The following is a 22,527-nucleotide window of genomic DNA, read 5'->3' as shown; positions in this document are numbered from 1 at the left end:
GGATGTCGATGGAGGCCCATCTTGCCCTGACGGGGCACGGCGGCACAGCGCCGCTGCGACGAAATGCCGGCCGGCGCGACCGGATGCGGTTGCGGCGAAGCCAGGCTCTCAGGAGCCGGGCTTGGCGGCGACTTTCTCGCCGTCGCCCGCCGGCTGGCCGGCCGATTTGCGGACCGGCTCGCCGTCGGCCTCGTCGTCGGCGGCCGGCGGCGGCGCGGCCTCGATCTTGTTCTCGGCCATGTACTCGTGCATCTCCTTCCAGCCGGCGAAGATGGCCGCCCGGTCGGCGCGCTTGTTCAGTTCGTAGCAGGTTTCCACCGAACGCGCGGCGTGCCGGCAGCCGGCACCGATGGCACGGCCGTCGGCCTCGCGCTTGGCGGCGATCTGATCGGGCGACTCGATGCCCAGCCAGTCGCAGCCGACCAGCAGCAGCGGCGCGGCCAGCAGCAGGCGAGCCAGGGCAGGTCCGGCGACGCGTTTCATGGCTCGGTTATCGGCGCCGCAGCGGCCGGGCTTGAGTCAACGCCGCGCAGCCAGCCGGCGGCGGACACGCGGCGGCTGCCGGCTGCCTGGACCTCGAGCAGCTCGAGCGCGCCCTCGCCGCAGGCCACGACGAGCCGGCCGCGGCCCGCATCCAGGCGCTGCCCCGGCGGCGCCCCGGCCGGGCCGGGGCATACCCTGGCGCGCCACAGCTTCAGCGGCACGCCGGCCACCGCCGCCCTGCAGCCGGGCGCCGGGTCGAAGGCGCGGATGCGCCGCTCCAGCGCGGCCGCCGGCTGCGCCCAGTCGAGCGCAGCCTCGGCCTTGTCGACCTTGTGCGCATAGGTGGCGCCCTCGGCCGGCTGAGGAATCGACGGCAGCGTGCCGGCCTGGAGTCGCTCCAGTGCCATCACCACCAGGCGTGCGCCGATCGCGGCCAAGCGGTCGTGCAGCGTCGCCGCAGTGTCAGCAGCTGTGATCGGCGTGACTTCGTGCAGCCGCATCGCGCCGGTGTCCAGGCCTTCGTCCATCTGCATCAGCGTGATGCCGGTCTCGTCGTCGCCGGCTTCGATGGCGCGCTGGATCGGCGCGGCGCCGCGCCAGCGCGGCAGCAGCGAGCCGTGGATGTTGAGGCAGCCTCGGGGCGGCAGCGCCAGCACCCAGCTCGGCAGGATCAGGCCGTAGGCCGCAACCACCAACAACTCGGGCGCGTCGGCCACCAGCATCGCGCGGGCGGCCTCGGCTTCGTCGGGAAACCGGCCATCCAGGCGCAGGCTGCGCGGCTGCGCCAGCGGCAGGCCGTGGGCGAGGGCGAACTGCTTCACCGGCGAGGGCTGCAGCTTCATGCCGCGGCCTGCCGGGCGGTCGGGCTGGGTGAGCACGCGCACCATCTCGTGCCCCGCCGCGTGAAGAGCCTCCATCGCCACGCGGGCGAACTCGGGCGTGCCGGCAAAGGCGATGCGCATGGCGGGGTCGCGCTCAGTTGCGAGCGCGCTGCTCGTCACGGCTGCGCTTGAGCAGCCGGGTGCGGATGCGGTCGCGCTTGAGCAGGCTCAAGTACTCCACGAACACCTTGCCGCGCAGGTGATCCAGCTCGTGCTGCACGCACACCGCGCTCAGACCCTCGGCGTCCATCTCGAAGGGCTGGCCCTCGCGGTCCAGCGCCTGCACCTTCACACGGGCGTGGCGCTCGATCTTGTCGTAGACCTGGGGCACCGACAGGCAGCCCTCCTCGGCGAGCGCCCGCTCGTCGCTGACCCAGACGATCTCGGGATTGATCAACACCATCGGCCGGTCGCGCGAGTCGGAGGTGTCCATCACGATCACGCGCTCGTGCACGTCCACCTGGGTGGCCGCCAGGCCGACGCCGCTTTCGGCGTACATGGTCTCCAACATGTCGGCGACCAGGGCGCGGATGCGGTCGTCCACCGCGGCCACAGGGCGGGCCACGGTATGCAAGCGGGGATCGGGATAGCGCAGGATCGGGAGTCGGGCCATGGCAGGGCGGGCGTCGCAAGCTTTGGCGGGAGTCAGATGGGGGCGACGAAACGGGTCGCAAAAGCTGTCGAAAGAAGGCTACGCCAAGCGTTCGAAAACCGTCGTTCTGCGCCAGAGTCGACGCCCACTTCGTTTGCGGCGTCAAGGGTTCAGGGGCAGAATCTTCTGGACCGGGCGAAGATTGTCGCCGCTCTTTCGCCACGAGCGTCCCGACCTGGGCCGGCCCGCTGCGAGGGACCCCATTCTGGCACCGCCCCGAACGCCGTCCGGAGATCTGCAGCGTGACCGAACCCACCTCCGTGCCCCGCCGCCGAATCCTGCTGCAGGCCGCCCGCATGGCAGGCTTGGCGACGGCCGCCGGCGCTGCCAGGGCCGAGCCAAGCCGCCTGGCGGTGCTGCCCGGATGGCGAGACACGGCCCAGCGTGTGGCCTCGGCCGGCGTGCCGCTGTCGGCGCTGGCGCCCAATGCCCCGGACGCGCACACTGTGCGCCCGGGCGACACGCTCTGGGGCCTCTCGGCCCTGTTCCTGAGCTCGCCCTGGCGCTGGCCCGAGCTGTGGGGCATGAACCTTGAGCAGATCCGCAACCCGCACCTCATCTATCCCGGCCAGGTGCTGGTGCTTGAAGTGATCGATGGGATGGCGCGGCTGCGACTGGCCGGCGGCGGCGGCGCCAGCGAGCCCCTGCGCACCGTTCGGCTGTCGCCTCGGGTGCGCTCCGAAGGGCTCGCCAACGGCGCCATCGCGGCAATCCCGTTGAACCTGATTGCGCCCTTCCTGAACGAGGCGATGGTGTTCGACCGCAACGAGCTCGACAGCGCACCGCGGGTGGTCGCGGCGCAGGAGGGTCGCGTGATGGTCTCGCGCGGCGAGACCGCCTACGTGCGCGGCGAACTGCAGGGCGCGCGCGATTTCCGCCTGTTCCGCGAGCTGCGGCCGCTGCTCGACCCCGGCACGCGCGAGGTGCTGGGCTTCGAGGGCCGCTACGTCGGCACCGCCGAGCTGGCTCGCTCCGGTGGAAACACCGTGGTCGACGGCCAGGCGGCGCTGGTGCCGGCCACGTTCCGCATCACCAGCACGCGCATCGAGGCCGGGGTCGGCGACCGGCTCAGCCCGGTGCCGCAACAGGAACCGGTGGCCTACGTGCCGCGCCCGCCAGCCCAGCCGGTGGACGGCCGCATCGTCTCGCTCTACGGTGACGGCGTGCGTGCCGGCCAGAACCACACCGTCACCATCAACCGCGGCCAGCGCGACGGCATCGAGCGCGGCCATGTCCTGGCCGTCTTGAGAACCGGCCGCAGCCTGGTCGACCGCACCTCGGCCGACCAGGCGCCGCTGCGGCTGCCCGATGAGCGCCACGGCCTGATGTTCGTGTTCCGCGTGTTCGACCGCGTCTCGTACGCACTGGTGCTGAACGTGCAGGAACCCGTACGCACCGGGGACCGGTTCACCCAGCCCTGACACCCACTGCCACGCAGCGCGCCGGCATGGATGCGAACGAGTTCGATGCCTGGTTCCGGTTGCTGGCCGCGCCCGGTGTCGGCCGCCGGACGGCGCGCCGGCTGATCGCCGCCTGCGGCAGCCCCGAGGCCGTGCTGGCCACGCCGCTGGCCACGCTGCGGCAACTCGCCGGCGAGGCCGTGGCACAGGCCCTGCGCAGTCCTTCAGACCAGACCGAGGCACGCCTGGCGCTCACCCGCGCGTGGCTGGCGGGCGGCGCCGATCGGCACGTGCTCACCCTCGGCGACCCTCGCTTCCCGCCACCGCTGCTGCAGACCGCCGACCCACCGCTGCTGCTGTATGTGCAGGGCGATCCCGCCGTGCTGCGGCGACCGGCGCTGGCCATGGTGGGCAGCCGCGGCGCCACGCCGCAGGGCCTGGCGAACGCGCGCGCCTTCGCTGGCGCCCTGGCCGGACAAGGCTGGTGCATCGTCTCGGGCTTGGCACTGGGCATCGACGCGGCGGCCCACGAGGGCGCTCTCGCGGCGCCCGGCGGGGGCGGCACGGTCGCCGTGGTGGGCACGGGCCTGGACCGCGTGTTCCCGGCGCGCCACCGCGCACTGGCCCACCGCATCGCCGCGGCAGGCGCCCTGGTGAGCGAGTACGCGCCCGGCGAGCTGCCGCTGCGCGAGCACTTCCCGGAACGCAACCGCATCATCGCCGGCCTGGCGCAGGGCACGCTGGTGGTGGAGGCCGCGCTGGCCTCGGGCTCGCTGATCACGGCGCGCCTGGCCAGCGAGGCCGGGCGTGAGGTGTTCGCCATCCCCGGCTCGATCCACTCGCCGCAGGCCCGCGGTTGCCACGCGCTCATCCGCCAGGGCGCCAAGCTGGTGGAGACGGCCGAGGACATCGTCGAGGAGTTGCGCGGCCAGCGCGCGCTGCCACTGGGCGGGGCCAAGGCCGACGACGAGCCGCCGGCCGGCGACAACGCCGACCCGCTGCTGGCTGCGCTGGGGCACGACCCGGTGACGCTCGACGCCCTGCTGGCGCGCACCGGCGACAGCGCCGCGCTGCTGTCAGCCCGGCTGCTGGAGCTGGAACTCGAAGGCCGCGTCGCGCGGCTGCCCGGAGGCCTTTACCAACGCCTGGACAGCGGCTGAACCGCGCTATAGTGGTTCGCATGTTCGACGTGCTGGTCTACCTCTACGAGAACTACTGGCGCCCCGACGCCTGCCCGGAACCTCGGCAGCTGTCCCGCAAGCTGAGCGCCGTCGGTTTCGAGGCTGAAGAGATCAACGACGCGCTCAAGTGGCTCGATGGCCTGGCCCACACGGCCGAGGGCGGCACCGCAGGTCCTGCGCGCCTGCAGCCCCGGGCCGGCAGCCTGCGCGTCTACACCGCGCACGAGCACGAGGTGCTGGGCGAGGAGTCGATCGGCTTCATCAGCTTCCTCGAGAGCGCCGGCGTCATGGCCCCGGCGATGCGCGAGATGGTGATCGACCGCGCGCTGGCCGTGGGCAGCGGCCGCATCGAGCTCGACGACCTGAAGATCATCGTGCTCATGGTGTTCTGGAGCCTGGGTGAGGAGCCCGATGCGCTGGTGCTCGACGAACTGTTCGTCGATTCCGAAGACCGCGTCATCCACTGAGCGGCGGCGGACGGCGCTGACATCGACTCTGCGTCGATCCTCCGAGATGTCCGCCCCCGGTGCCCGCACCTACACCATCGCCGAGCTGGCTGCCGAGTTCGACGTGACAGCGCGTGCCATCCGCTTCTACGAGGACTGGGGCCTGCTGAGGCCGCAGCGGGCCGGCCGCCAGCGTGTCTACAGCGCCGGCGACCGCACCCGGTTGAAGCTCACGCTGCGCGGCAAGCGGCTGGGGCTCAGCCTGCAGGAGATCAAGCAGCTCGTCGAGCTCTACGATGCCGACAGCGGCAGCCACCAGCAACTCGAGGCCTTCATCGCCGTGCTGGCCGAACACCGGCGGCTGCTGGAGCGCCAGCGCGTGGACATCGAGGTCACGCTGGCCGAGATCGATCAGCACGAGCAGCGCTGCCGCACGCTGCTGGCCGCCGGCCCCAGGCGCGCCGCCGCCGGTGACAGCAACGCCTCCCGGAGACCCTCATGAACACGCTACCCGGCCTGAACTTCATGCTCGGCGACGACATCGACGCGCTGCGCGATGCCGTGCGCGCCTTCGCCGAGGCCGAAATCGCGCCGCGCGCGGCCGAGATCGACGCCAGCGACCGTTTCCCCATGGACCTGTGGCGCAAGATGGGCGAGCTCGGCGTGCTCGGCATCACCGTGCCCGAGGCCTACGGCGGCGCCGACATGGGCTACCTCGCGCACATGGTGGCGATGGAGGAGATCAGCCGGGCCAGCGCCAGCGTGGGCCTGAGCTATGGCGCACACAGCAACCTGTGCGTCAACCAGATCAAGCGCAACGGCACCGAGGCCCAGAAGCGCCGCTACCTGCCCCGGCTCATCAGCGGCGAACACGTGGGCGCGCTGGCGATGAGCGAGCCCGGCGCCGGCTCCGACGTCATCAGCATGAAGCTGCGCGCGGTGGAACGCGGCGGCGTGTACGTGCTCAACGGCACCAAGATGTGGATCACCAACGGCCCCGATGCCGATGTGATGGTGGTCTACACGAAGACCGAGCCCGAACTCGGCGCGCGGGGCGTTACGGCCTTCATCGTCGAGAAGGGCATGAAGGGCTTTTCGACGGCGCAGAAGCTCGACAAGCTCGGGATGCGCGGCTCGCACACCGGCGAGATGGTGTTCGCCGACGTCGAGGTGCCGGCGGAGAACATCCTCGGCCAGCTGGGCGGCGGCGCCCGCGTGCTGATGAGTGGCCTGGACTACGAGCGTGCGGTGCTCGCCGCCGGGCCCATCGGCATCATGCAGGCCGTGATGGACAACGTGGTGCCCTACATCCACGACCGCAAGCAGTTCGGCCAGAGCATCGGCGAGTTCCAGCTCATCCAGGGCAAGGTGGCCGACATGTACACCGTGCTGCAGGCCGCGCGCGCCTTCTGCTACACGGTGGGCAAGAACCTCGACAGCCTCGGCGCCGAGCATGTGCGCCAGGTGCGCAAGGACTGCGCCAGCGTCATCCTGTGGTGCGCCGAGAAGGCCACCTGGATGGCCGGCGAGGGCATCCAGATCTTCGGCGGCAACGGCTACATCAACGACTATCCGCTGGGCCGCCTGTGGCGAGACGCCAAGCTCTACGAGATCGGCGCCGGCACCAGCGAGATCCGCCGCATGCTGATCGGGCGCGAACTGTTCGCGGAAACGGCGTGAGCACCGTCGCGCCGCTGGCTGCGCAACCCTTGCCGGGGCCGCCCGGATGGACGATTCGCGCTTGGCGCGAGGCCGACGTCCCGCGCCTGGCGGCCCTGGCCGACGACCCGGCGATCGCGTCGTGGATGAGCGACACCTGGCCCATGCCCTACACCGAGGCCGACGCGCGGTGGTGGGTGAACGAGGGCCAGCACGTCGGCCGGGATCGCGGCGCGCAGGCCCTGGCCATCTGCCTGGACGACGAGCCCTGGGGCGGCGCCGGGCTGCACCCGCAGACCGGCTTCCAGCGCTGCAATGTCGAGGTGGGTTGGTGGCTGGCGCCTGCGCAGTGGGGGCAGGGCGTGGCCGCGGCGGCCGCGTGCTGGCTGATCGGCCGCTGCTGGCAGCTGCCGTCCGTGCACCGCATCTTTGCGCCCATCCACGCTGGCAATCTGCGCTCGATGCGCGTGGCCGAGAAAGCCGGCATGCGCCTGGAGTCGGTGCAGCCTCGCAGCGCCTACAAGCAGGGTCGGTTGATCGACCGCTACCTGTGGGCCTGCTACCGCGAATCCTGAGCGATGCCCTACCGCCTGCGCGACCTGCTGGAGAAGAACCGTCGCTGGGCCGAGGGCGTGGAGCGAGAGCGGCCGGGCTTCTTCACCAGCCTGCTGGCGCAGCAGGAGCCGCAGTACCTGTGGATCGGCTGTGCCGACAGCCGCGTGCCGGCGAACGAAATCCTCGGCCTGCTGCCCGGTGACGTGTTCGTGCACCGCAACGTCGCCAACGTGGTGGTGCACAGCGACCTGAACGCGCTGTCGGTGATGCAGTACGCGGTGGACCAGTTGCACGTGCAGCACGTCATGGTGGTGGGCCACTACGGCTGCGGCGGTGTGGCCGCGGTGCTGCACGGTCGCCGCGCCGGTCTGGTGGACAACTGGCTGCGCCACGTGGCCGACGTGCGCGGCAAGCACCGCGATCTGCTCGCTGCGCTGCCCGGCGACGAGTCGCGGCTGCGGGCGCTCTGCGAGCTGAACGTGCTGGAGCAGGCGCTCAACGTCTGCGAGACCACCGTGGTTCAGGACGCCTGGGCGCGCGGGCAGCGTGTCGTGGTGCATGGCTGGGTGTACGGCCTGCACGACGGCCTGCTGCAGGACCTGGCGATGACGGTGCGCAGCGCCGCGGAGGCCGAGCTGGTCTATGCCGCGGCGCTGGCGGCGCTGCGCACGCGCCACATTGCCGCCGCGTCCGCCGGAACCCTGCCGGTGCCGCCGCTGCCGCCAGTGGCCGAGACGGCACTCGACCTGGCCGCGCCGCTCCGGGTACCCCCGGCGGCCCTGTGAAAGCCGCTGCCATCAGGATGCCCGCACGATGTTCCCCCACCAGCTGACCGACCGCCACGCCTTCGACATCGCCCAGGCCCTGGTCGACGGCTTCGACCGCCACTACCGCCTGTTCCGGGCCACCAGCGCCGCCGCCAAGGGCCGCTTCGAAAAGGCCGACTGGCACAGCCAGCAGCGTGCGCAGGCCGAGCGCATCGCGTTCTACGACCAGCGCGTCGACGAGGCGGTGCAGCGGCTGCGCGGCGAGCTCGCGGTCGAGGAGGTCGGCATGGACACCTGGCAGCAGGCCAAGCTGCACTACATCGGCCTGCTGGTCGATCATCACCAGCCCGAGCTGGCCGAGACCTTCTTCAACTCCGTCACGGCCAAGCTGCTGCACCGCAGCTATTTCCACAACGACTTCATCTTCGTGCGCCCGGCCGTCAGCACCGAGTACATCGAGGACGACGCGCCAGGCTCGCTGCCCACCTACCGCGCCTACTACCCCACGCGCGAGACGCTGCACGACACCTGGCGCCGCATCATCACCAACCTGCAGCTTGAGGGCGGATTTCAGGACCTGGACCGCGACGTCGACCATGTCGTGCAGGCCATGCTCGGCGAGCTCGGCGGATTCCGGCCGCGCGCCAACTTCCAGATCCAGGTGCTGGCCAGCCTGTTCTACCGGAACAAGGGCGCCTACCTGGTGGGCAAGATCATCAACGGCTTCCACGAGACGCCGTTGGCGCTGCCCATCCTGCGCGGCAGCGACAGTCGCCTCGTCATCGACGCGGCCCTCTTTGGCGAAGACGACCTGCTGATGATCTTCAGCTACGCGCGCGCGTACTTCATGGTCGACATGGAGGTGCCCAGCGCCACGGTGCAGTTCCTGCGCTCGCTGATGCCGCGCAAGCCCCGCCACGAGCTGTACAACGCGCTGGGCCTGCAGAAGCACGGCAAGAACCTCTTCTACCGCGATTTCATGGCGCACCAGCGCCACAGCTCCGACAGGTTCCGCATCGCGCCGGGCATCAAGGGCATGGTGATGCTGGTGTTCGACCTGCCTTCGTTTCCCTACGTCTTCAAGGTCATCAAGGATTACTACCCGCCGCAGAAGGACACCACGCGCGAGCTCATCCAGAGCAAGTATCTGCTCGTGAAGCAGCACGACCGGGTCGGCCGCATGGCCGACACGCTGGAGTTCAGCAACGTCGCCTTTCCGCGGGCGCGCTTCGAGGACGAGCTGGTGGAGGAGCTGAAGAAGTTCTGCCCCAGCGTGCTGGAGATCTCCGACCGCGACGGCGACGGCCAGACCGAGCTGATCCTCAAGCACGTGTACATCGAACGCCGCATGATCCCGCTGAACATCTATCTGCAGGAGGCCGGCCCCGAGCAGCTGGCGCACGCGGTGGTGGAGTACGGCAACGCGATCAAGGACCTGGTGGCCGCGAACATCTTCCCCGGCGACATGCTCTGGAAGAACTTCGGCGTCACGCGCCACGGCAAGGTGGTGTTCTACGACTACGACGAGATCGAGTACCTCACCGACTGCAACTTCCGCCGCGTGCCGGCGGCGCGCCACGAGGAGGACGAGCTCTCCGGCGAAGTCTGGTACGCCGTCAACAAGGGGGACGTCTTCCCCGAGACCTTCGGCCCCTTCCTGCTGGGCAATCCGCAGGTGCGCGACATCTTCATGGCCCACCACGCCGATCTGCTCGACGCCGCGTTCTGGCAGGGCTGCAAGGAGCGCATCCTGGCCGGGCACGTGCACGACGTGTTTCCTTATGACCCCGGTAAGCGCTTCTCCAGCCGCGCCACCGCCTGACCCCGTTCCACCTTCTCCGAGGAGTCCACCATGCCCACCGACCCCATCGTCATCGTCGCCGCCGCCCGCACGCCCATCGGCGGCCTGCTGGGAGACTTCGCCGGCCTCGCGGCCTGGGAGCTGGGCGCCGTCGCCGTGAAGGCCGCGGTCGAGCGGGCCGGTGTGCCCGGCGACGCGGTGGACGAGGTGCTGCTGGGCAACTGCCTGATGGCCGGCCAGGGCCAGGCGCCGGCACGCCAGGCGGCCTTGAAGGCCGGGCTGCCGCAGAGCGCCGGCGCTGTCACGCTCAGCAAGATGTGCGGCAGCGGCATGCGCGCGATGATGTTCGCCCACGACATGCTGGCCGCCGGCAGTGCGCAGGTGGTGGTGGCCGGCGGCATGGAGAGCATGACCAACGCGCCGCACCTGATGTTCGCGCGCAAGGGCGTGAAGTACGGTGCTGCGCAGCTGTTCGACCACATGGCGCGGGACGGCCTCGAAGACGCCTATGAACGTTTGGCTGATGGGGGCGGCAAGGCCATGGGCGTGTTCGCCGAGAGCTGCGCCGCGAAGTACGGCTTCACGCGCGAGGCGCAGGACGCCTACGCCATCGCCAGCACCACGCGGGCCCGGGCCGCCAACGAGGACGGCAGCTTCGACTGGGAGATCGCCCCCGTTGCGCTGCCGGGCAAGGGCGGCGAGACCCTGGTGAAGCACGACGAGCAGCCCTTCAAGGCCAAGCTCGACAAGATCCCCACGCTCAAGCCCGCGTTCAAGAAAGACGGCACGATCACGGCCGCCAACGCCAGCAGCATCAGCGACGGTGCTGCCGCCCTGGTGATGGTGCGCGAGAGCACGGCGCGGCAGCTGGGCCTGCAGCCGCTGGCGCGCATCGTCAGCCACGCCGTGCATGCGCAGGCGCCGGAGTGGTTTTCCACCGCGCCGGCCGGTGCCATCGAGAAGGCGCTCAAGAAAGCCGGCTGGGACGCCAAGAGCGTCAACCTCTGGGAGGTGAACGAGGCCTTCGCCGCCGTCACGATGGCGGCGATGGCGGAGTTCAAGCTGCCGCACGAGATCGTCAACGTGCACGGCGGCGCCTGCGCCCTGGGTCACCCCATCGGCGCCAGCGGCGCGCGCATCGTCGTCACGCTGATGGGCGCGCTCAGGAAGCGCGGCTTGAAGCGCGGCGTCGCGGCGCTGTGCATCGGCGGCGGCGAGGCCACGGCGATGGCCGTGGAGATGCTTTGATGGCGGGGCTGGCCAGGCGCACCCGCGGAGCCCCTGGCGACGTGCAGAAGGAAGGTCCGGTGCAGGCATGACGCAAGAAGTGTTGATCGTGGGGGCCTCGCGCGGCATCGGTCTGGAGTTCGTGCGCCAGTACCGCGAGGCCGGTGCGCGTGTGACGGCCACCGCGCGCAGCGACGAGGGCCTGGCGCACATCCGGGCCTTGGGCGCCCGGGCCCTGCGTGTGGACGTGGCCAGCGTGGCCGGCACCAGCGCGCTGGCCTGGCCGCTCGACGGCGAGGCCTTCGACACCGCCATCCTCAACGCCGGGGTCTTCGGCCCGCGCAGCAGCGGCCTGCAGACCCCGAGCCAGGCCGAGTTCGACGCCGTCATGCACACCAACGTGCTGGGCGCCATGCGCGTGCTGCCGCTGTTGGCCGAAGCACTGGCGCCAGGGGCGCGGCTGGCGGTCATCTCCTCGCGCATGGGCTCGATGGGCCTGCGCGCCAACCCGTCGGGCTGGCTGTACCGCGCCAGCAAGGCGGCGCTCAACTCGGTGCTCAAGGACGCCTCGCTGGCCCTGGACGGCCGCGCGCTGTGCGTGGCCCTGCACCCGGGCTGGGTGCGCACCGACATGGGCGGCGCCGAGGCCGACCTTGACGTGGCCGAGAGCGTGGCAACGATGCGCCGCACGCTCGCCGCCCTGACCCCCGCCGACAACGGGGGCTTCTTCAACCACGACGGCCAGCCCCTGGCCTGGTGACACCGACATGCTGCTCTCCGAAGACCACCTCGCCGTGCAGGACGCCGTGCGCGCCTTCGTGCGGGCTGAGGTCGCGCCGCACGCCGCGGCCTGGGACCGCGGCCACACTTTTCCGAAGGAGGCTCTGCGCGGTCTGGCGCAGCTCGGCTGCTACGGCGTTGCCGTGCCGGCCGAGCTCGGCGGCGCAGGCCTGGACTACCTGGCGCTGGCGATCATCCTGGAGGAGATCGCTGCCGGCGACGGCGCCACCAGCACCATCGTCAGCGTCAACAACTGCCCCGTGTGTTCCATCCTGCTGGCCTTCGGCAACGCCGAGCAGCAGCAGCGCTTCCTGGTGCCGTTGGCCCGCGGCGAGATGCTCGGCGCCTTCTGCCTGACCGAGCCGCACGTGGGCTCCGAGGCCGGTGGCCTGCGCACCACCGCCCGCCGTGTCCGCGGTGACGCGGGCGACGAGTACGTGCTCGACGGCGTCAAGCAGTTCATCACCAGTGGCCGGCACGGCGACGTCGCCATCGTCATGGCCGTCACCGACAAGGCCGCCGGCAAGAAGGGCATCAGCGCTTTCCTGGTGCCGACCTCGACGCCGGGCTACGTCGTGGCGCGGCTCGAGGACAAGCTGGGCCAGCACGCCAGCGACACGGCGCAGATCCGCTTCGAGAACTGCCGCATCCCGGCGGCCAACCGGCTGGGCGAGGAAGGCCAGGGCCTGAAGATCGCGCTCAGCGGGCTGGAGGGCGGCCGCATCGGCATCGCCAGCCAGGCCGTGGGCATGGCGCGCGCGGCCTTCGAGGCGGCGCTGGCCTACGCCAAGGACCGCGTGAGCTTCGGTCAGCCCATCTTCCAGCACCAGGCGGTGCAGTTCAAGCTGGCCGAGATGGCCACGCAGATCGAGTGTGCGCGTCAGATGATCCACCACGCCGCGGCGCTCAAGGACGCCGGCCGCCCCTGCCTGAAGGAGGCCGCCATGGCCAAGCTCTTCGCCAGCGAGATGGCCGAGCGCGTGTGCTCCGATGCCATCCAGGTGCACGGCGGCTACGGCTACGTGAGCGACTTCCCCGTCGAGCGCATCTACCGCGACGTGCGCGTGTGCCAGATCTACGAGGGCACGAGCGAGGTGCAGAAGATCCTCATCGGGCGCGCGCTGGCCTGAGCGATTTCGGCCCACGCTCCTAGGAGCGTGGACCCTGTGCGGCGAGGGCCCCGCGCACCCGCTGGTTGATGAGGCGCAGCTCCGACAGCGAAGCCTCGATGTGGGCCTGCTTGGTCTCGAGCTGGCGAATGGCCTCGTCGGTGCGCTGCACCACGTAGCGCATCTGCTGCACGCGGCCTTCGCCGTGGGCACCGTAGAGGTCGAGGAAGTGCTTGATCTCTTCCAGGCTGGCGCCGATGGCCTTGCTGCGCAGGATGAGCGCCAGGCGGGCGTGGTCGCGCCGCGTGTACACGCGCGTGCCGTTCACGCGACGCGGAGCCAGCAGGCCCTTGTCCTCGTAGAAGCGGATGGTGCGCGGCGTGATGCCGAACTGCTGGCACAGCTCGGTGATGCCGAACAGCTCGGCGCTGCCGTCGTCGCGGTGGGCGTCGACCGCCTCCTGGGTAGCGGCCGACGCGGTGCCGGCGCTGCCTCGGCGGCCGTCGGGCACGGTCATACCACGCGTTGCAGCTTGAGTGCGACGCTCATGTCGCCACTGACCTTGAACCGGCCCATCATGAAGCCGGTGGCGGGCTCGAGCTCGCCCGACAGCAGCGCCGCCAGGTTCTCCAGCGTGATGGCCACGGTGCAGTCGGCCTCGCGGTCGGTGTTGTCCACGGTGTTGGGCACGGCGCGGCCGTCGATCACCGCCACGCCATCGGCGCCGCAGTCGAACTTGAGCACGGCGTTCAGGCCGCTGGAGTCGCCCACCTTGGCGCGCAGTGCTTGGGTGCAGGCTTGCAGGTCCATGGGTCTCGTCCTCGTGGAGCGGTGGCTGGCGATGTCGCAGGATGCTAGCCACACTGCATGCCGCAGGGATGCGCGTATTTACTTAGATGTCAACTGGTTGACCTTAACGTCACCCCTGGTGCCCAATGCGGACCATGACCCGCACATCGCCGTACGCCAGCGTCTTCCGCCCGGGGCTTTTCGACGGCCGGCTGGCCTGGGTCACCGGCGGCGGCAGCGGCATCGGGCGCTGCGTGGCGCACGAGCTGGCTGCGCTGGGTGCCTTGGTGGTGATCAGCGGGCGCACGCAGGCCAAGCTCGATGCCGTGGCGGCCGAGATCACGGCCGACGGCGGCCGCTGCAACACCGTGGCCTTCGACATCCGCGACGAAGACGCGGTGAAGGCGAACGTGGCGGCGGTGATTGCGAAGCACGGCCCCGTGAGCGGCCTCGTCAACAACGCGGGCGGGCAGTTCCCGGCGCCGCTGCTGGCCATCAGCAAGAAGGGCTTCGACGCGGTCGTGGCCAACAACCTGACCGGCGGCTTCCTCATGATGCGGGAGCTGTTCAACCAGTGCATGCAGGCCCACGGCGGCGCGATCGTCAACATGACGGCCGACTTCCGCAACGGCATGCCCGGCATGGGCCACAGCGGCGCGGCGCGCGCCGGCATGAGCAACCTCACCATGACGGCGGCCTTCGAGTGGGCGCATGCCGGCGTGCGCGTGAACGCCGTGGCGCCGGGCTGGATCGCCAGTTCGGGGATGGACACCTACGGCGGCGCCATGAAGGCCATCCTTCCCAAGCTGAAGCAGCACGTGCCGCTCCGCCGCATGGGCGTGGAGGCCGAGGTCTCGGCAGCCATCGTCTTCCTGCTCTCGCCGGCGGCGGCCTTCATCACAGGTGTCACGCTGCAGATCGACGGTGCGGCATCGCTGGGCAGCGAGATCTTCCCGCTGGGCGGCACGAGCACATCGAAGCCCTTCGACGGCTTCCACCGCGCCAGCACGCCCGAGGCGCTGAAGTGATGCCGCCGCTGACGTCGAAGCTCGACGCGAGCAGCGCTGCGTTCAAGGCCAACACCGCCCGCATGGCCGAGCGCCTGGCCGAGGTGCAGGCGCTGCAGGCCCGGGTGGTGAGCGAAAGCGAGAGCAAGCGCGCCAAGTTCGAGGCCCGCGGCCAGCTGCTGCCGCGCGAGCGCGTGGCGCGGCTGCTCGACCGCGGCAGCGCCTTCCTGGAGCTCAGCCCGCTGGCCGGCCTGGGCATGCACGACGACGACGGCAAGAAGAGCGTGCAGGGCGGTGGCAGCATCGTCGGCATAGGCGTGGTCGCGGGCAAGCGCGTGCTGGTCAGCGCCAGCGACAGCGCCGTCAAGGGCGGCACCATCGCGCCCATGGGCCTGAAGAAGGCGCTGCGCGCCCAGGAGCTGGCGTGCGAGAACAAGCTGCCGCTGGTGGCCCTGGTGGAAAGCGGCGGCGCCAACCTGATGTACCAGGCCGAGATTTTCGTCGACGGTGGCCGCACCTTCGCCAACCAGGCGCGGCTGTCGGCCGCCGGCATCCCGCAGATCGCGGTGGTGCATGGCTCGTCCACCGCGGGCGGCGCCTACCTGCCGGGCTTGAGCGACTACGTGGTGCTGGTGCGCGGCCGCAGCAGCATCTACCTGGCCGGCCCGCCGCTGGTGAAGGCGGCGATCGGCGAAGACGCCGACGACGAAGCACTCGGCGGCGCCGAGATGCACGCCAGCGTCACCGGCCTGGGCGAGTACCTGGCCGAGGACGACGCCCACGCCATCGCCACGGTGCGCGAGCTGCTGGCGACGCTGCCTTGGGACACGGTGGCCGAGCGCTCGCCCGCGCCGCCGCCGCACTACAGCGGCGACGAACTGATGGGCGTGGTGCCCGCCGACGAGCGCGAGCCCTACGACGTGCGCGAGGTGATCGCCCGCGTGGTGGACGGCTCGGCCTTCCTGGAGTTCAAGGCGGCGTACGCGGCCGACACGGTCTGCGGCCACGCGCGCATTGAGGGCCATGCCGTGGGCATGATCGGCAACAACGGCCCCATCCAGCCGCAGGGCAGCACCAAGGCCGCGCAGTTCATCCAGCTCTGCGACCAGGCCGGCGCGCCGCTCGTCTTCTTGCAGAACACCACCGGCTACATGGTGGGCACGGCGGCCGAGCAGGCCGGCGCCATCAAGCACGGCAGCAAGATGATCCAGGCGGTGGCCAACGCCCGTGTGCCCAAGTTCACTGTTCTGCTCGGCGGCAGCTTTGGCGCCGGCAACTACGGCATGTGCGGCCGCGGCTTCGACCCGCGCTTCATCTTCGCCTGGCCCACCGCGCGCACCGCGGTGATGGGCGGCGCGCAGGCGGCGATGGTGATGGACATGGTCAACCGCGCCAAGGTGCAGAAGATGGGCCTGCCGGCCAACGACGAAGCCCTGGCGGCCATGAGCGACGGCCTGCGCCGGCGGCTCGATGCCGAGAGCCACGTGCTCTTCGGCACCGCGCGTCTGTGGGACGACGGAATCATCGACCCGCGCGACACCCGCCGCGTGCTGGCCCTGTGCCTGGACCTCGCCGCCGAGGCCGCGGCGCGCGTGCTGCGGCCCAACACCTTTGGCGTGGCGCGGCTCTGATGCGCATCTACTGCGGTACGCACACCGTTCGGGCTGAGCTTATCGAAGCATCGCAGGCGCCTCACCCGGCCCTTCGACAGGCTCAGGGCGAACGGAGGGTTTCCGTTCGGGCGGAGCTTGTCGAAGCCCTGCGTGCGCCTCGCCGGACCCTCCGACAGGCTCAGGGCGAACGGAGGGTTTCCGTTCGGGCTGAGCCTGTCGAAGCCCTGCGTGTGCCTCACCGGGCCCTTCGACAGGCTCAGGGCGAACGGAGGGTTGCCGTTCGGGCTGAGCCTGTCGAAGCCCTGCGTGTGCCTCGCCAGGCCCCCCGACAGGCTCAGGGCGAACGGAGGGTTGCCGTTCGGGCGGAGCTTGTCGAAGCCCTGCGTGCGCCTCGCCGGACCCTCCGACAGGCTCAGGGCGAACGGAGGGTTTCCGTTCGGGCTGAGCCTGTCGAAGCCCTGCGTGTGCCTCGCCGGGCCCTTCGACAGGCTCAGGGCGAACGGAGGGTTGCCGTTCGGGCGGAGCCTGTCGAAGCCTTGCGTGCGCCTCGCCAGGCCCTTCGACAGGCTCAGGGCGAACGGAGGGTTGCCGTTCGGGCGGAGCTTGTCGAAGCCTTGCGTGCGCCTCGCCAGGCCCCCCGACAGGCTCAGGGCGAACGGAGGGTTTCCGTTCGGGCTGAGCCTGTCGAAGCCCTGTCCGCGCACCAGCGATCTCGTCAACAGCCTCAGGGACAACGGACGCCTCGACCAGGAGACATGACATGAAGTTCACCCCCGAACACCGTGCGCTCGAGGACACCGTCGTCAAGTTCTGCGACAAGGAACTCAACCCGTTTGTGGCCGAGTGGGAGGCGAAGGGCCAGTTCCCCGCGCACGAGGTGTTCAAGAAGCTCGGCAAGCTGGGCCTGCTGGGCCTGAAGTACCCCGAGGAATACGGCGGCGCCGGCCTGGACTTCAGCTACAGCATGGTCATGGCCGAGGCCCTGGGCCAGTGCAACTGCGGCGGCGTGCCCATGGCCATCGGCGTGCACACCGACATGGCCACGCCGGCCCTGGCGCGCTTCGGCAGTGACGATCTGCGCAAGGAGTGGCTGGTGCCCACGATCGCGGGCGAGGTGGTGGCGTGTCTCGGCGTGAGCGAGCCCGGTGGCGGCAGCGACGTGGCCGCGATCAAGACCATGGCGCAGCGCGAGGGCGACGACTACGTCATCAACGGCACCAAGATGTGGATCACCAGCGGCATGCAGGCCGACTGGTGCTGCCTGCTCGCCAACACCTCCGACGGCCCGGCGCACAAGAACAAGAGCCTCATCGTCGTGCCCATGGACGCCCCCGGCATCACGCGCCAGAAGATCCACAAGATCGGCATGCACAGCTCCGACACCGCGCAGCTGTTCTTCGACAACGTGCGCGTGCCGCGCCGTTACCTCATCGGGCAGGAGGGGCTGGGCTTCACCTTCCAGATGCTGCAGTTCCAGGAGGAGCGCCTGTGGGGCGCCGCCGGCAGCCTGCGCAGCCTGGACCGTCTGATCGACCAGACCATCGCCTACACGCGCGAGCGCCGCACCTTTGGCAAGCCCGTGCTTGACAACCAGGTGGTGCACTTCCGGCTGGCGGAGCTGCGCACCGAGGTCGAGGCGCTGCGCGCGCTGACCTACCGCGCGGTGGAGGCCTACATCGGCGGCAAGGACGTCACCCGGCTCGCCAGCATGGCCAAGCTCAAGTGCGGCCGGCTCAGCCGTGAGGTGACGGACAGCTGCCTGCAGTACTGGGGCGGCATGGGCTTCACGGCCGACAACCCCATCAGCCAGGCCTACCGCGACAGCCGCCTCATCAGCATCGGCGGCGGTGCCGACGAGATCATGCTGGGCATCATCTGCAAGCTCGAGGGCACGCTGCCGAAATGAGGCCCCCAAGCTCGCTCTCGCTCGCTGCCCCCGAGGGGGATGCCCGCCGACGGACCGGCAGGGCTGGATCCGCGGCGGTGGCCCGGCCCGATCCGAAACCACAGGGGGGGCCCGATGTCTGTTGAGTTTGTCGACTTCGCGACGCTCGCGCTGCGGCGCGCGGGTGGCGTGCTGCACGTGACGCTCAACCGCCCCGCGCAGCGCAACGCCATGAGCCTGGCCATGGTGCGCGAGCTGCGCGCCGTGCTGGCGCGGGCCGAGAGGCAAGGCGAAGTGCGCGTGATCGTGCTGCGCGGCGCGGGCGGGCACTTCTGCGCCGGGGCGGACGTGGCGGATCTCGCCGCGGCCCGCGCCCGCCTGGCCGACGATCCGCGCGCCATCGAGGACACCAATGCCGCCTTCGGTGAGCTGTGCGGCGCCTACGCCGCGACCGGCCTCGCCACCGTGGCGGTGGTGGAGGGCGCCTGCATGGGCGGCGGCTTCGGCCTGGCCTGCGTGGCTGACGTGACGCTGGCCGCGCGCAGCGCGCTGTTCAAGCTGCCCGAGACGCGGCTGGGGCTGGTGCCGGCACAGATCGCGCCCTTCCTCGTCGAGCGGCTGGGCGTGGCCGAGGCGCGGCGGCTGGCCGTCACCGGCGCCACGCTGGACTCGGCGGCTGCGCAGGCGCTGCGGCTGGTGCACGGTGTCGGCGAGGTCGACGCGCTGCTGGCGGCCACCTTGAGCGACATCATGGCCTGCGCACCCGGCGCCATCGCTGCCACCAAGGCACTGTTGGCCAAGGCGCGGCTGCACAGCCCGGCCTCGCTGGTGGCCGAGGCCGCGGCAATGTTCTCGCGCGCTGCACTCGGCCCCGAGGGGCAGGAGGGCACCATGGCCTTCCTGGGCAAACGCAAACCGTCGTGGGCGGCCGAGTCATGAGCTTCCGCACCATCCTGATGGCGAACCGCGGGGAAATCGCCTGCCGTGTGATCCGCACAGCGCACCGCATGGGCTACCGCACGGTGGCGGTGTACAGCGATGCCGATGCCGGCGCGCCGCACGTGCGGCAGGCCGATGCGGCGGTGCGCATCGGGCCGGCCCCTGCGGGCGAGTCCTACCTGTCGATCGAGGCGCTGATCGCCGCCGCGCGCACCAGCGGCGCCGACGCGGTGCACCCGGGCTACGGCTTCCTCTCCGAGCGCGCCGACTTCGCCGAGGCCTGCGTCGACGCCGGGCTGGTGTTCATCGGCCCGCCAGCGACGGCCATGCGTGCGATGGGCGGCAAGGCCGAGGCCAAGCGGCTGATGCTTGCCGCCGGCGTGCCCTGCGCGCCGGGCTTCCTGGGCGAGGCGCAGGACGACGCCACGCTGCGCGCCGGGGCCGAGCGCCTGGGGCTGCCGCTGCTCGTCAAGGCCGTGGCCGGCGGTGGCGGCCGCGGCATGCGGCTCGTGCGCACATGGGCCGAGTGGCAGGAGGCCTTGGCCGGCGCCCGCCGCGAGGCCACCAGCGCCTTCGGCGACGGCGCGCTGATGCTGGAGCGGCTCATCGAGCACGGCCGCCACATCGAGGTGCAGGTGTTCGCCGATGCCCACGGCCACGTCGTCCACCTGGGCGAGCGCGACTGCACCGCGCAGCGCCGCCGCCAGAAGGTGATCGAGGAGGCGCCGTCGCCTGCGGTCAGCGCCGCGCTGCGCGAGGCCATGGGCCGAGATGCCGTGGCCGCCGCCCGCGCCGTAGGCTATGTGGGCGCGGGCACGGTGGAGTTCATCATCGACACAGCGATGAACCACTACTTCCTCGAGATGAACACCCGGCTGCAGGTCGAGCACCCGGTCACCGAATGCGTCACCGGCCTGGACCTCGTGGAGTGGCAGCTGCGCGTGGCCGCAGGCGAGCCGCTGCCGCTGGCGCAGGACGACATCCGCATCGACGGCCACGCCATCGAGCTGCGCCTCTACGCCGAAGACCCCGCCGGCGGCTGGGTGCCGCAGACCGGCACCGTGCGCGGCTGGCGGCCCGAGCGGGCACGGGCCCTCGGCGTGCGCGTGGACCACGGCATCAGTGACGGCCAGGTCATCGGCCCGCACTACGACGCCATGGTGGCCAAGTTCATCGCCCACGGTCGCACGCGGCTTGATGCCGTGCGGCAGCTGGTGCGCGCCCTCGACCAGGCCCCGCTTCTGGCGCCGGCCAACAACGGCCGCTTCCTGCGCGAACTGCTGCTGCACCCCGACTTCACCGCCGCCACGATGACCACGGCGCGCCTCGACGAATGGGCCGCCGCTGGCACCCCGCCCGTGGCGCGCGCCGCGCCACCCGAGGCCGCCTGGCGCGTGGCCGCCGCGCTGCGCGCACACGATGCCGCCGGTGGAGCCGGTCATCGCCCGGCCAGCGTGCGCGGCTTCGACCTGGCGCTGCAGTGCCAGGGCGAGCGGCGCGTGCTTCGCACGCCCGTGGCGGGTGTGGCGGTGTCGTCGTGGGACGGCCTGGACGCCGTCGTCGCCATCGATGGGGTGGAGCGCCACGTCATCGCGCTGGCGGACAGTGCCAAGCTGCTTCTCGCCTGGGACGCCGCGGTCTTCGCTTTCGACGAGCCCTCGCCCTGGCCCGACCCCACCGCGGCCGCCGACCCGCGAGAGCTGCGGGCCCCCGTGGCCGGCGTCGTGGCCCGGGTGGCCGTGCAGCCCGGCGACCGCGTCGTCGCCGGCCAGTCGCTGGTGTGCGTGGAAGCGATGAAGATGGAGATGTGGCAGTCCGCCGCTGCCGCCGGCACCGTGGCCGAGGTGCACGTGGCGCTGCGCGACATCGTGGCCGCCGGTGCGCGGCTGGTCACCCTGGAGATCGACGCATGAGCGCCCGACCCGATGCCGACATGGCCATCCTCACCTGCGCCCTCACTGGCGTGCTCACCGATCCGACACAGCACCCGGTGCCCGTGACGCCTGCGCAGATGGCTTCGGAAGCTCGCGACGCCTTCAATGCCGGCGCCAGCATCATGCACGTGCACCTGCGCAGCCAGGAGCCCGGCTTCGGCCACATGCCGAGCTGGGACCCGGAGGTGGCCGCCGCGGTCTGCGACGCCATCCGCGCCGCCTGCCCGGGCGTCATCATCAACCTCACCACGGGCATCCTGGGCAAGGACATCTCGGGCCCCGCGGCCTGCCTGAAGCGCGTGAAGCCCGAGATCGCGGCCTGCAACGCCGGCACACTGAACTACCTCAAGCTCAAGGCCGACGGCACGTGGGCCTGGCCGCCGATGGTCTTCGACAACCCGGTGGCCAAGGTGCAGCAGTTCCTCGACGTGATGGCCGAGACCGGCACCCACCCGGAGTTCGAATGCTTCGACACCGGCATCCTGCGCAGCGTGGGCATGTACGTGGGTGCCGGCATGGTGCAGGGCGTGCCCGAGGTCAACCTGGTGATGGGCGTGGCCAGCGGCATGCCCTGCGATGCCGAGCTGCTGGCGCTGCTGCCGCGCTGGATGCCCGAAGGCGTGGTGTGGCAAAGCACCTTGATCGGCCGCGCCGAGGTGTGGCCCGTGCACCAGAAGACGGCCGATCTCGGAGGCCACCTGCGCACGGGGCTGGAGGACACCTTCTACCGGCCCGACGGCTCGCGCGCCCGCGGCAACGGCATGCTGATCGAGGATCTGGCCTCCTGCGCGCGGCGCGCAGGCCGCGACATCGCCACACCGGCCGAGGCGCGGGCGCTGCTGGGGCTGCGCGAGGCCGCCGAGGCATGAGCACGGCACCGCTGATGCCTCGCAGCGCCGAGGAACAGGCCCGGCTCGACGCCGCGCTGGTGGAGCTGTTCGAGCAGCGCATCACCTTCAATCAGACCCTGGGCCTGAAGGTGCTGAGCGTGAAGCCCGGCGACGTGCGTGCGCGCATCGCCATGCGGCCCGAGCTCGTGGGCCACTACGCCTATGGCCGGCTGCACGGCGGCGTCATCTCGGCCACCCTCGATGCGATGGGCGGACTGGCGCTGATGGCTGGCTTCGCCGAGCGCCACCCGCACGACAACGCGATGCAGGTGATGCACCGCTTCGCCAAGATGGGCACCATCGACCTGCGCATCGACTACCTCCGCCCGGGGCTGGGCCCGCACTTCATCGCCACGGCCGAGGTCACGCGGCTGGGCGGTCGCATCGGCAGCACGCAGATGCGCCTGGTCAACGACGAGGGCACGCTGCTGGCCACGGGCGCGGCGGCCTACGTGGTGGCCTGAACGGGCGGCTCGGCGACTTGGAGCGTGGGCGGCAGAAGTCCAGCCCCGCGTTGGGCCGACTTCGG

23 protein-coding genes are annotated in these 22,527 nt (G+C 71.1%); 18 read left to right on the top strand and 5 right to left on the bottom strand.

Going from position 1 to position 22,527, the window contains the following annotated elements; translation table 11 throughout:
- Nucleotides 1–108: 108 nt before the first annotated feature.
- From KA711_07060 to def, 3 genes are read right to left on the bottom strand one after another with little or no spacing between them, the layout of a single operon-like run.
- On the bottom strand, nucleotides 109–483 hold the full coding sequence (locus KA711_07060) for a hypothetical protein (protein ID MCM0608740.1): 375 nt from the start codon (nucleotides 481–483) through the stop codon (nucleotides 109–111).
- Nucleotides 480–1,445 (bottom strand): methionyl-tRNA formyltransferase, encoded by a 966-nt coding sequence (gene fmt / locus KA711_07055; protein ID MCM0608739.1) that lies wholly within the window; start codon nucleotides 1,443–1,445, stop codon nucleotides 480–482. Before fmt ends, KA711_07060 begins: the two co-directional genes overlap by 4 nt.
- Nucleotides 1,446–1,458: 13 nt before the next feature.
- Complete coding sequence (gene def, locus KA711_07050; protein MCM0608738.1) at nucleotides 1,459–1,977, bottom strand: peptide deformylase; 519 nt, start codon at nucleotides 1,975–1,977, stop codon at nucleotides 1,459–1,461.
- A gap of 335 nt (nucleotides 1,978–2,312) precedes the next feature.
- Between def and KA711_07045 the strand changes: the two genes are divergently transcribed.
- The 11 genes from KA711_07045 to KA711_06995 all read left to right on the top strand — a co-directional run bounded on the left by KA711_07045 (nucleotide 2,313) and on the right by KA711_06995 (nucleotide 12,962).
- Entirely contained in the window at nucleotides 2,313–3,437 is a 1,125-nt protein-coding gene (locus tag KA711_07045; protein MCM0608737.1) for a LysM peptidoglycan-binding domain-containing protein, read from the top strand.
- Nucleotides 3,438–3,463: 26 nt separating this feature from the next.
- The gene (gene dprA / locus KA711_07040; protein ID MCM0608736.1) at nucleotides 3,464–4,576 is read left to right on the top strand and encodes a DNA-processing protein DprA; all 1,113 of its coding nucleotides are present in this window, start codon (nucleotides 3,464–3,466) and stop codon (nucleotides 4,574–4,576) included.
- 20 nt (nucleotides 4,577–4,596) lie between these two features.
- Complete coding sequence (locus tag KA711_07035; GenBank protein MCM0608735.1) at nucleotides 4,597–5,064, top strand: DUF494 domain-containing protein; 468 nt, start codon at nucleotides 4,597–4,599, stop codon at nucleotides 5,062–5,064.
- A gap of 46 nt (nucleotides 5,065–5,110) precedes the next feature.
- Nucleotides 5,111–5,545 (top strand): MerR family DNA-binding transcriptional regulator, encoded by a 435-nt coding sequence (locus tag KA711_07030; protein MCM0608734.1) that lies wholly within the window; start codon nucleotides 5,111–5,113, stop codon nucleotides 5,543–5,545.
- Nucleotides 5,542–6,723 (top strand): isovaleryl-CoA dehydrogenase, encoded by a 1,182-nt coding sequence (locus KA711_07025; GenBank protein MCM0608733.1) that lies wholly within the window; start codon nucleotides 5,542–5,544, stop codon nucleotides 6,721–6,723. Before KA711_07030 ends, KA711_07025 begins: the two co-directional genes overlap by 4 nt.
- Nucleotides 6,720–7,277 carry a GNAT family N-acetyltransferase gene (locus tag KA711_07020; GenBank protein MCM0608732.1) on the top strand — a complete coding sequence of 186 codons (558 nt, stop codon included), beginning with the start codon at nucleotides 6,720–6,722 and terminating at the stop codon, nucleotides 7,275–7,277. Before KA711_07025 ends, KA711_07020 begins: the two co-directional genes overlap by 4 nt.
- Before the next feature lie 3 nt (nucleotides 7,278–7,280).
- Nucleotides 7,281–8,042, top strand: coding sequence for a carbonate dehydratase (can, locus tag KA711_07015; protein ID MCM0608731.1), 762 nt, complete (start codon nucleotides 7,281–7,283; stop codon nucleotides 8,040–8,042).
- A 28-nt stretch (nucleotides 8,043–8,070) separates the two neighbouring features.
- Nucleotides 8,071–9,846 (top strand): bifunctional isocitrate dehydrogenase kinase/phosphatase, encoded by a 1,776-nt coding sequence (gene aceK / locus KA711_07010; protein MCM0608730.1) that lies wholly within the window; start codon nucleotides 8,071–8,073, stop codon nucleotides 9,844–9,846.
- Between the two features lie 30 nt (nucleotides 9,847–9,876).
- On the top strand, nucleotides 9,877–11,073 hold the full coding sequence (locus KA711_07005; protein MCM0608729.1) for an acetyl-CoA C-acyltransferase: 1,197 nt from the start codon (nucleotides 9,877–9,879) through the stop codon (nucleotides 11,071–11,073).
- Between the two features lie 67 nt (nucleotides 11,074–11,140).
- Nucleotides 11,141–11,812, top strand: coding sequence for an SDR family oxidoreductase (locus KA711_07000; protein ID MCM0608728.1), 672 nt, complete (start codon nucleotides 11,141–11,143; stop codon nucleotides 11,810–11,812).
- A 7-nt stretch (nucleotides 11,813–11,819) separates the two neighbouring features.
- Nucleotides 11,820–12,962 carry an acyl-CoA dehydrogenase family protein gene (locus KA711_06995; protein ID MCM0608727.1) on the top strand — a complete coding sequence of 381 codons (1,143 nt, stop codon included), beginning with the start codon at nucleotides 11,820–11,822 and terminating at the stop codon, nucleotides 12,960–12,962.
- 19 nt (nucleotides 12,963–12,981) lie between these two features.
- On the opposite strand, the gene KA711_06990 is transcribed toward KA711_06995, so the two are convergent.
- Entirely contained in the window at nucleotides 12,982–13,458 is a 477-nt protein-coding gene (locus tag KA711_06990) for a MerR family DNA-binding transcriptional regulator (protein MCM0608726.1), read from the bottom strand.
- Complete coding sequence (locus KA711_06985; protein ID MCM0608725.1) at nucleotides 13,455–13,751, bottom strand: SCP2 sterol-binding domain-containing protein; 297 nt, start codon at nucleotides 13,749–13,751, stop codon at nucleotides 13,455–13,457. Before KA711_06985 ends, KA711_06990 begins: the two co-directional genes overlap by 4 nt.
- Nucleotides 13,752–13,885: 134 nt before the next feature.
- On the opposite strand from KA711_06985, the gene KA711_06980 reads away from it, so the two are divergent.
- The 7 genes from KA711_06980 (at nucleotide 13,886) to KA711_06950 (ending at nucleotide 22,462) form a co-directional block, all read left to right on the top strand.
- Entirely contained in the window at nucleotides 13,886–14,758 is an 873-nt protein-coding gene (locus KA711_06980) for an SDR family oxidoreductase (GenBank protein ID MCM0608724.1), read from the top strand.
- Complete coding sequence (locus tag KA711_06975; protein ID MCM0608723.1) at nucleotides 14,758–16,368, top strand: acyl-CoA carboxylase subunit beta; 1,611 nt, start codon at nucleotides 14,758–14,760, stop codon at nucleotides 16,366–16,368. The genes KA711_06980 and KA711_06975 overlap by 1 nt, the downstream gene beginning before the upstream one ends.
- A gap of 742 nt (nucleotides 16,369–17,110) precedes the next feature.
- Nucleotides 17,111–18,256: an acyl-CoA dehydrogenase family protein gene (locus tag KA711_06970; GenBank protein ID MCM0608722.1), complete on the top strand. Its 1,146-nt coding sequence runs from the start codon at nucleotides 17,111–17,113 to the stop codon at nucleotides 18,254–18,256.
- Between the two features lie 114 nt (nucleotides 18,257–18,370).
- The gene (locus KA711_06965; GenBank protein ID MCM0608721.1) at nucleotides 18,371–19,174 is read left to right on the top strand and encodes an enoyl-CoA hydratase/isomerase family protein; all 804 of its coding nucleotides are present in this window, start codon (nucleotides 18,371–18,373) and stop codon (nucleotides 19,172–19,174) included.
- Nucleotides 19,171–21,087, top strand: coding sequence for an ATP-grasp domain-containing protein (locus tag KA711_06960; protein MCM0608720.1), 1,917 nt, complete (start codon nucleotides 19,171–19,173; stop codon nucleotides 21,085–21,087). Before KA711_06965 ends, KA711_06960 begins: the two co-directional genes overlap by 4 nt.
- Nucleotides 21,084–21,977: a 3-keto-5-aminohexanoate cleavage protein gene (locus KA711_06955; protein MCM0608719.1), complete on the top strand. Its 894-nt coding sequence runs from the start codon at nucleotides 21,084–21,086 to the stop codon at nucleotides 21,975–21,977. The genes KA711_06960 and KA711_06955 overlap by 4 nt, the downstream gene beginning before the upstream one ends.
- Nucleotides 21,974–22,462, top strand: a complete 489-nt coding sequence (locus KA711_06950; protein MCM0608718.1) for a thioesterase family protein — start codon at nucleotides 21,974–21,976, stop codon at nucleotides 22,460–22,462. Before KA711_06955 ends, KA711_06950 begins: the two co-directional genes overlap by 4 nt.
- The last annotated feature ends 65 nt before the right edge of the window (nucleotides 22,463–22,527 follow it).

Origin of the sequence: Ideonella sp. WA131b, from assembly GCA_023657425.1 — a bacterium.
Classification (GTDB): Bacteria; Pseudomonadota; Gammaproteobacteria; order Burkholderiales; family Burkholderiaceae_C; genus Rubrivivax.
The sequence above is the reverse complement of the archived record's forward strand: the minus strand, read 5'-3'. Positions and strand labels throughout refer to the sequence as shown.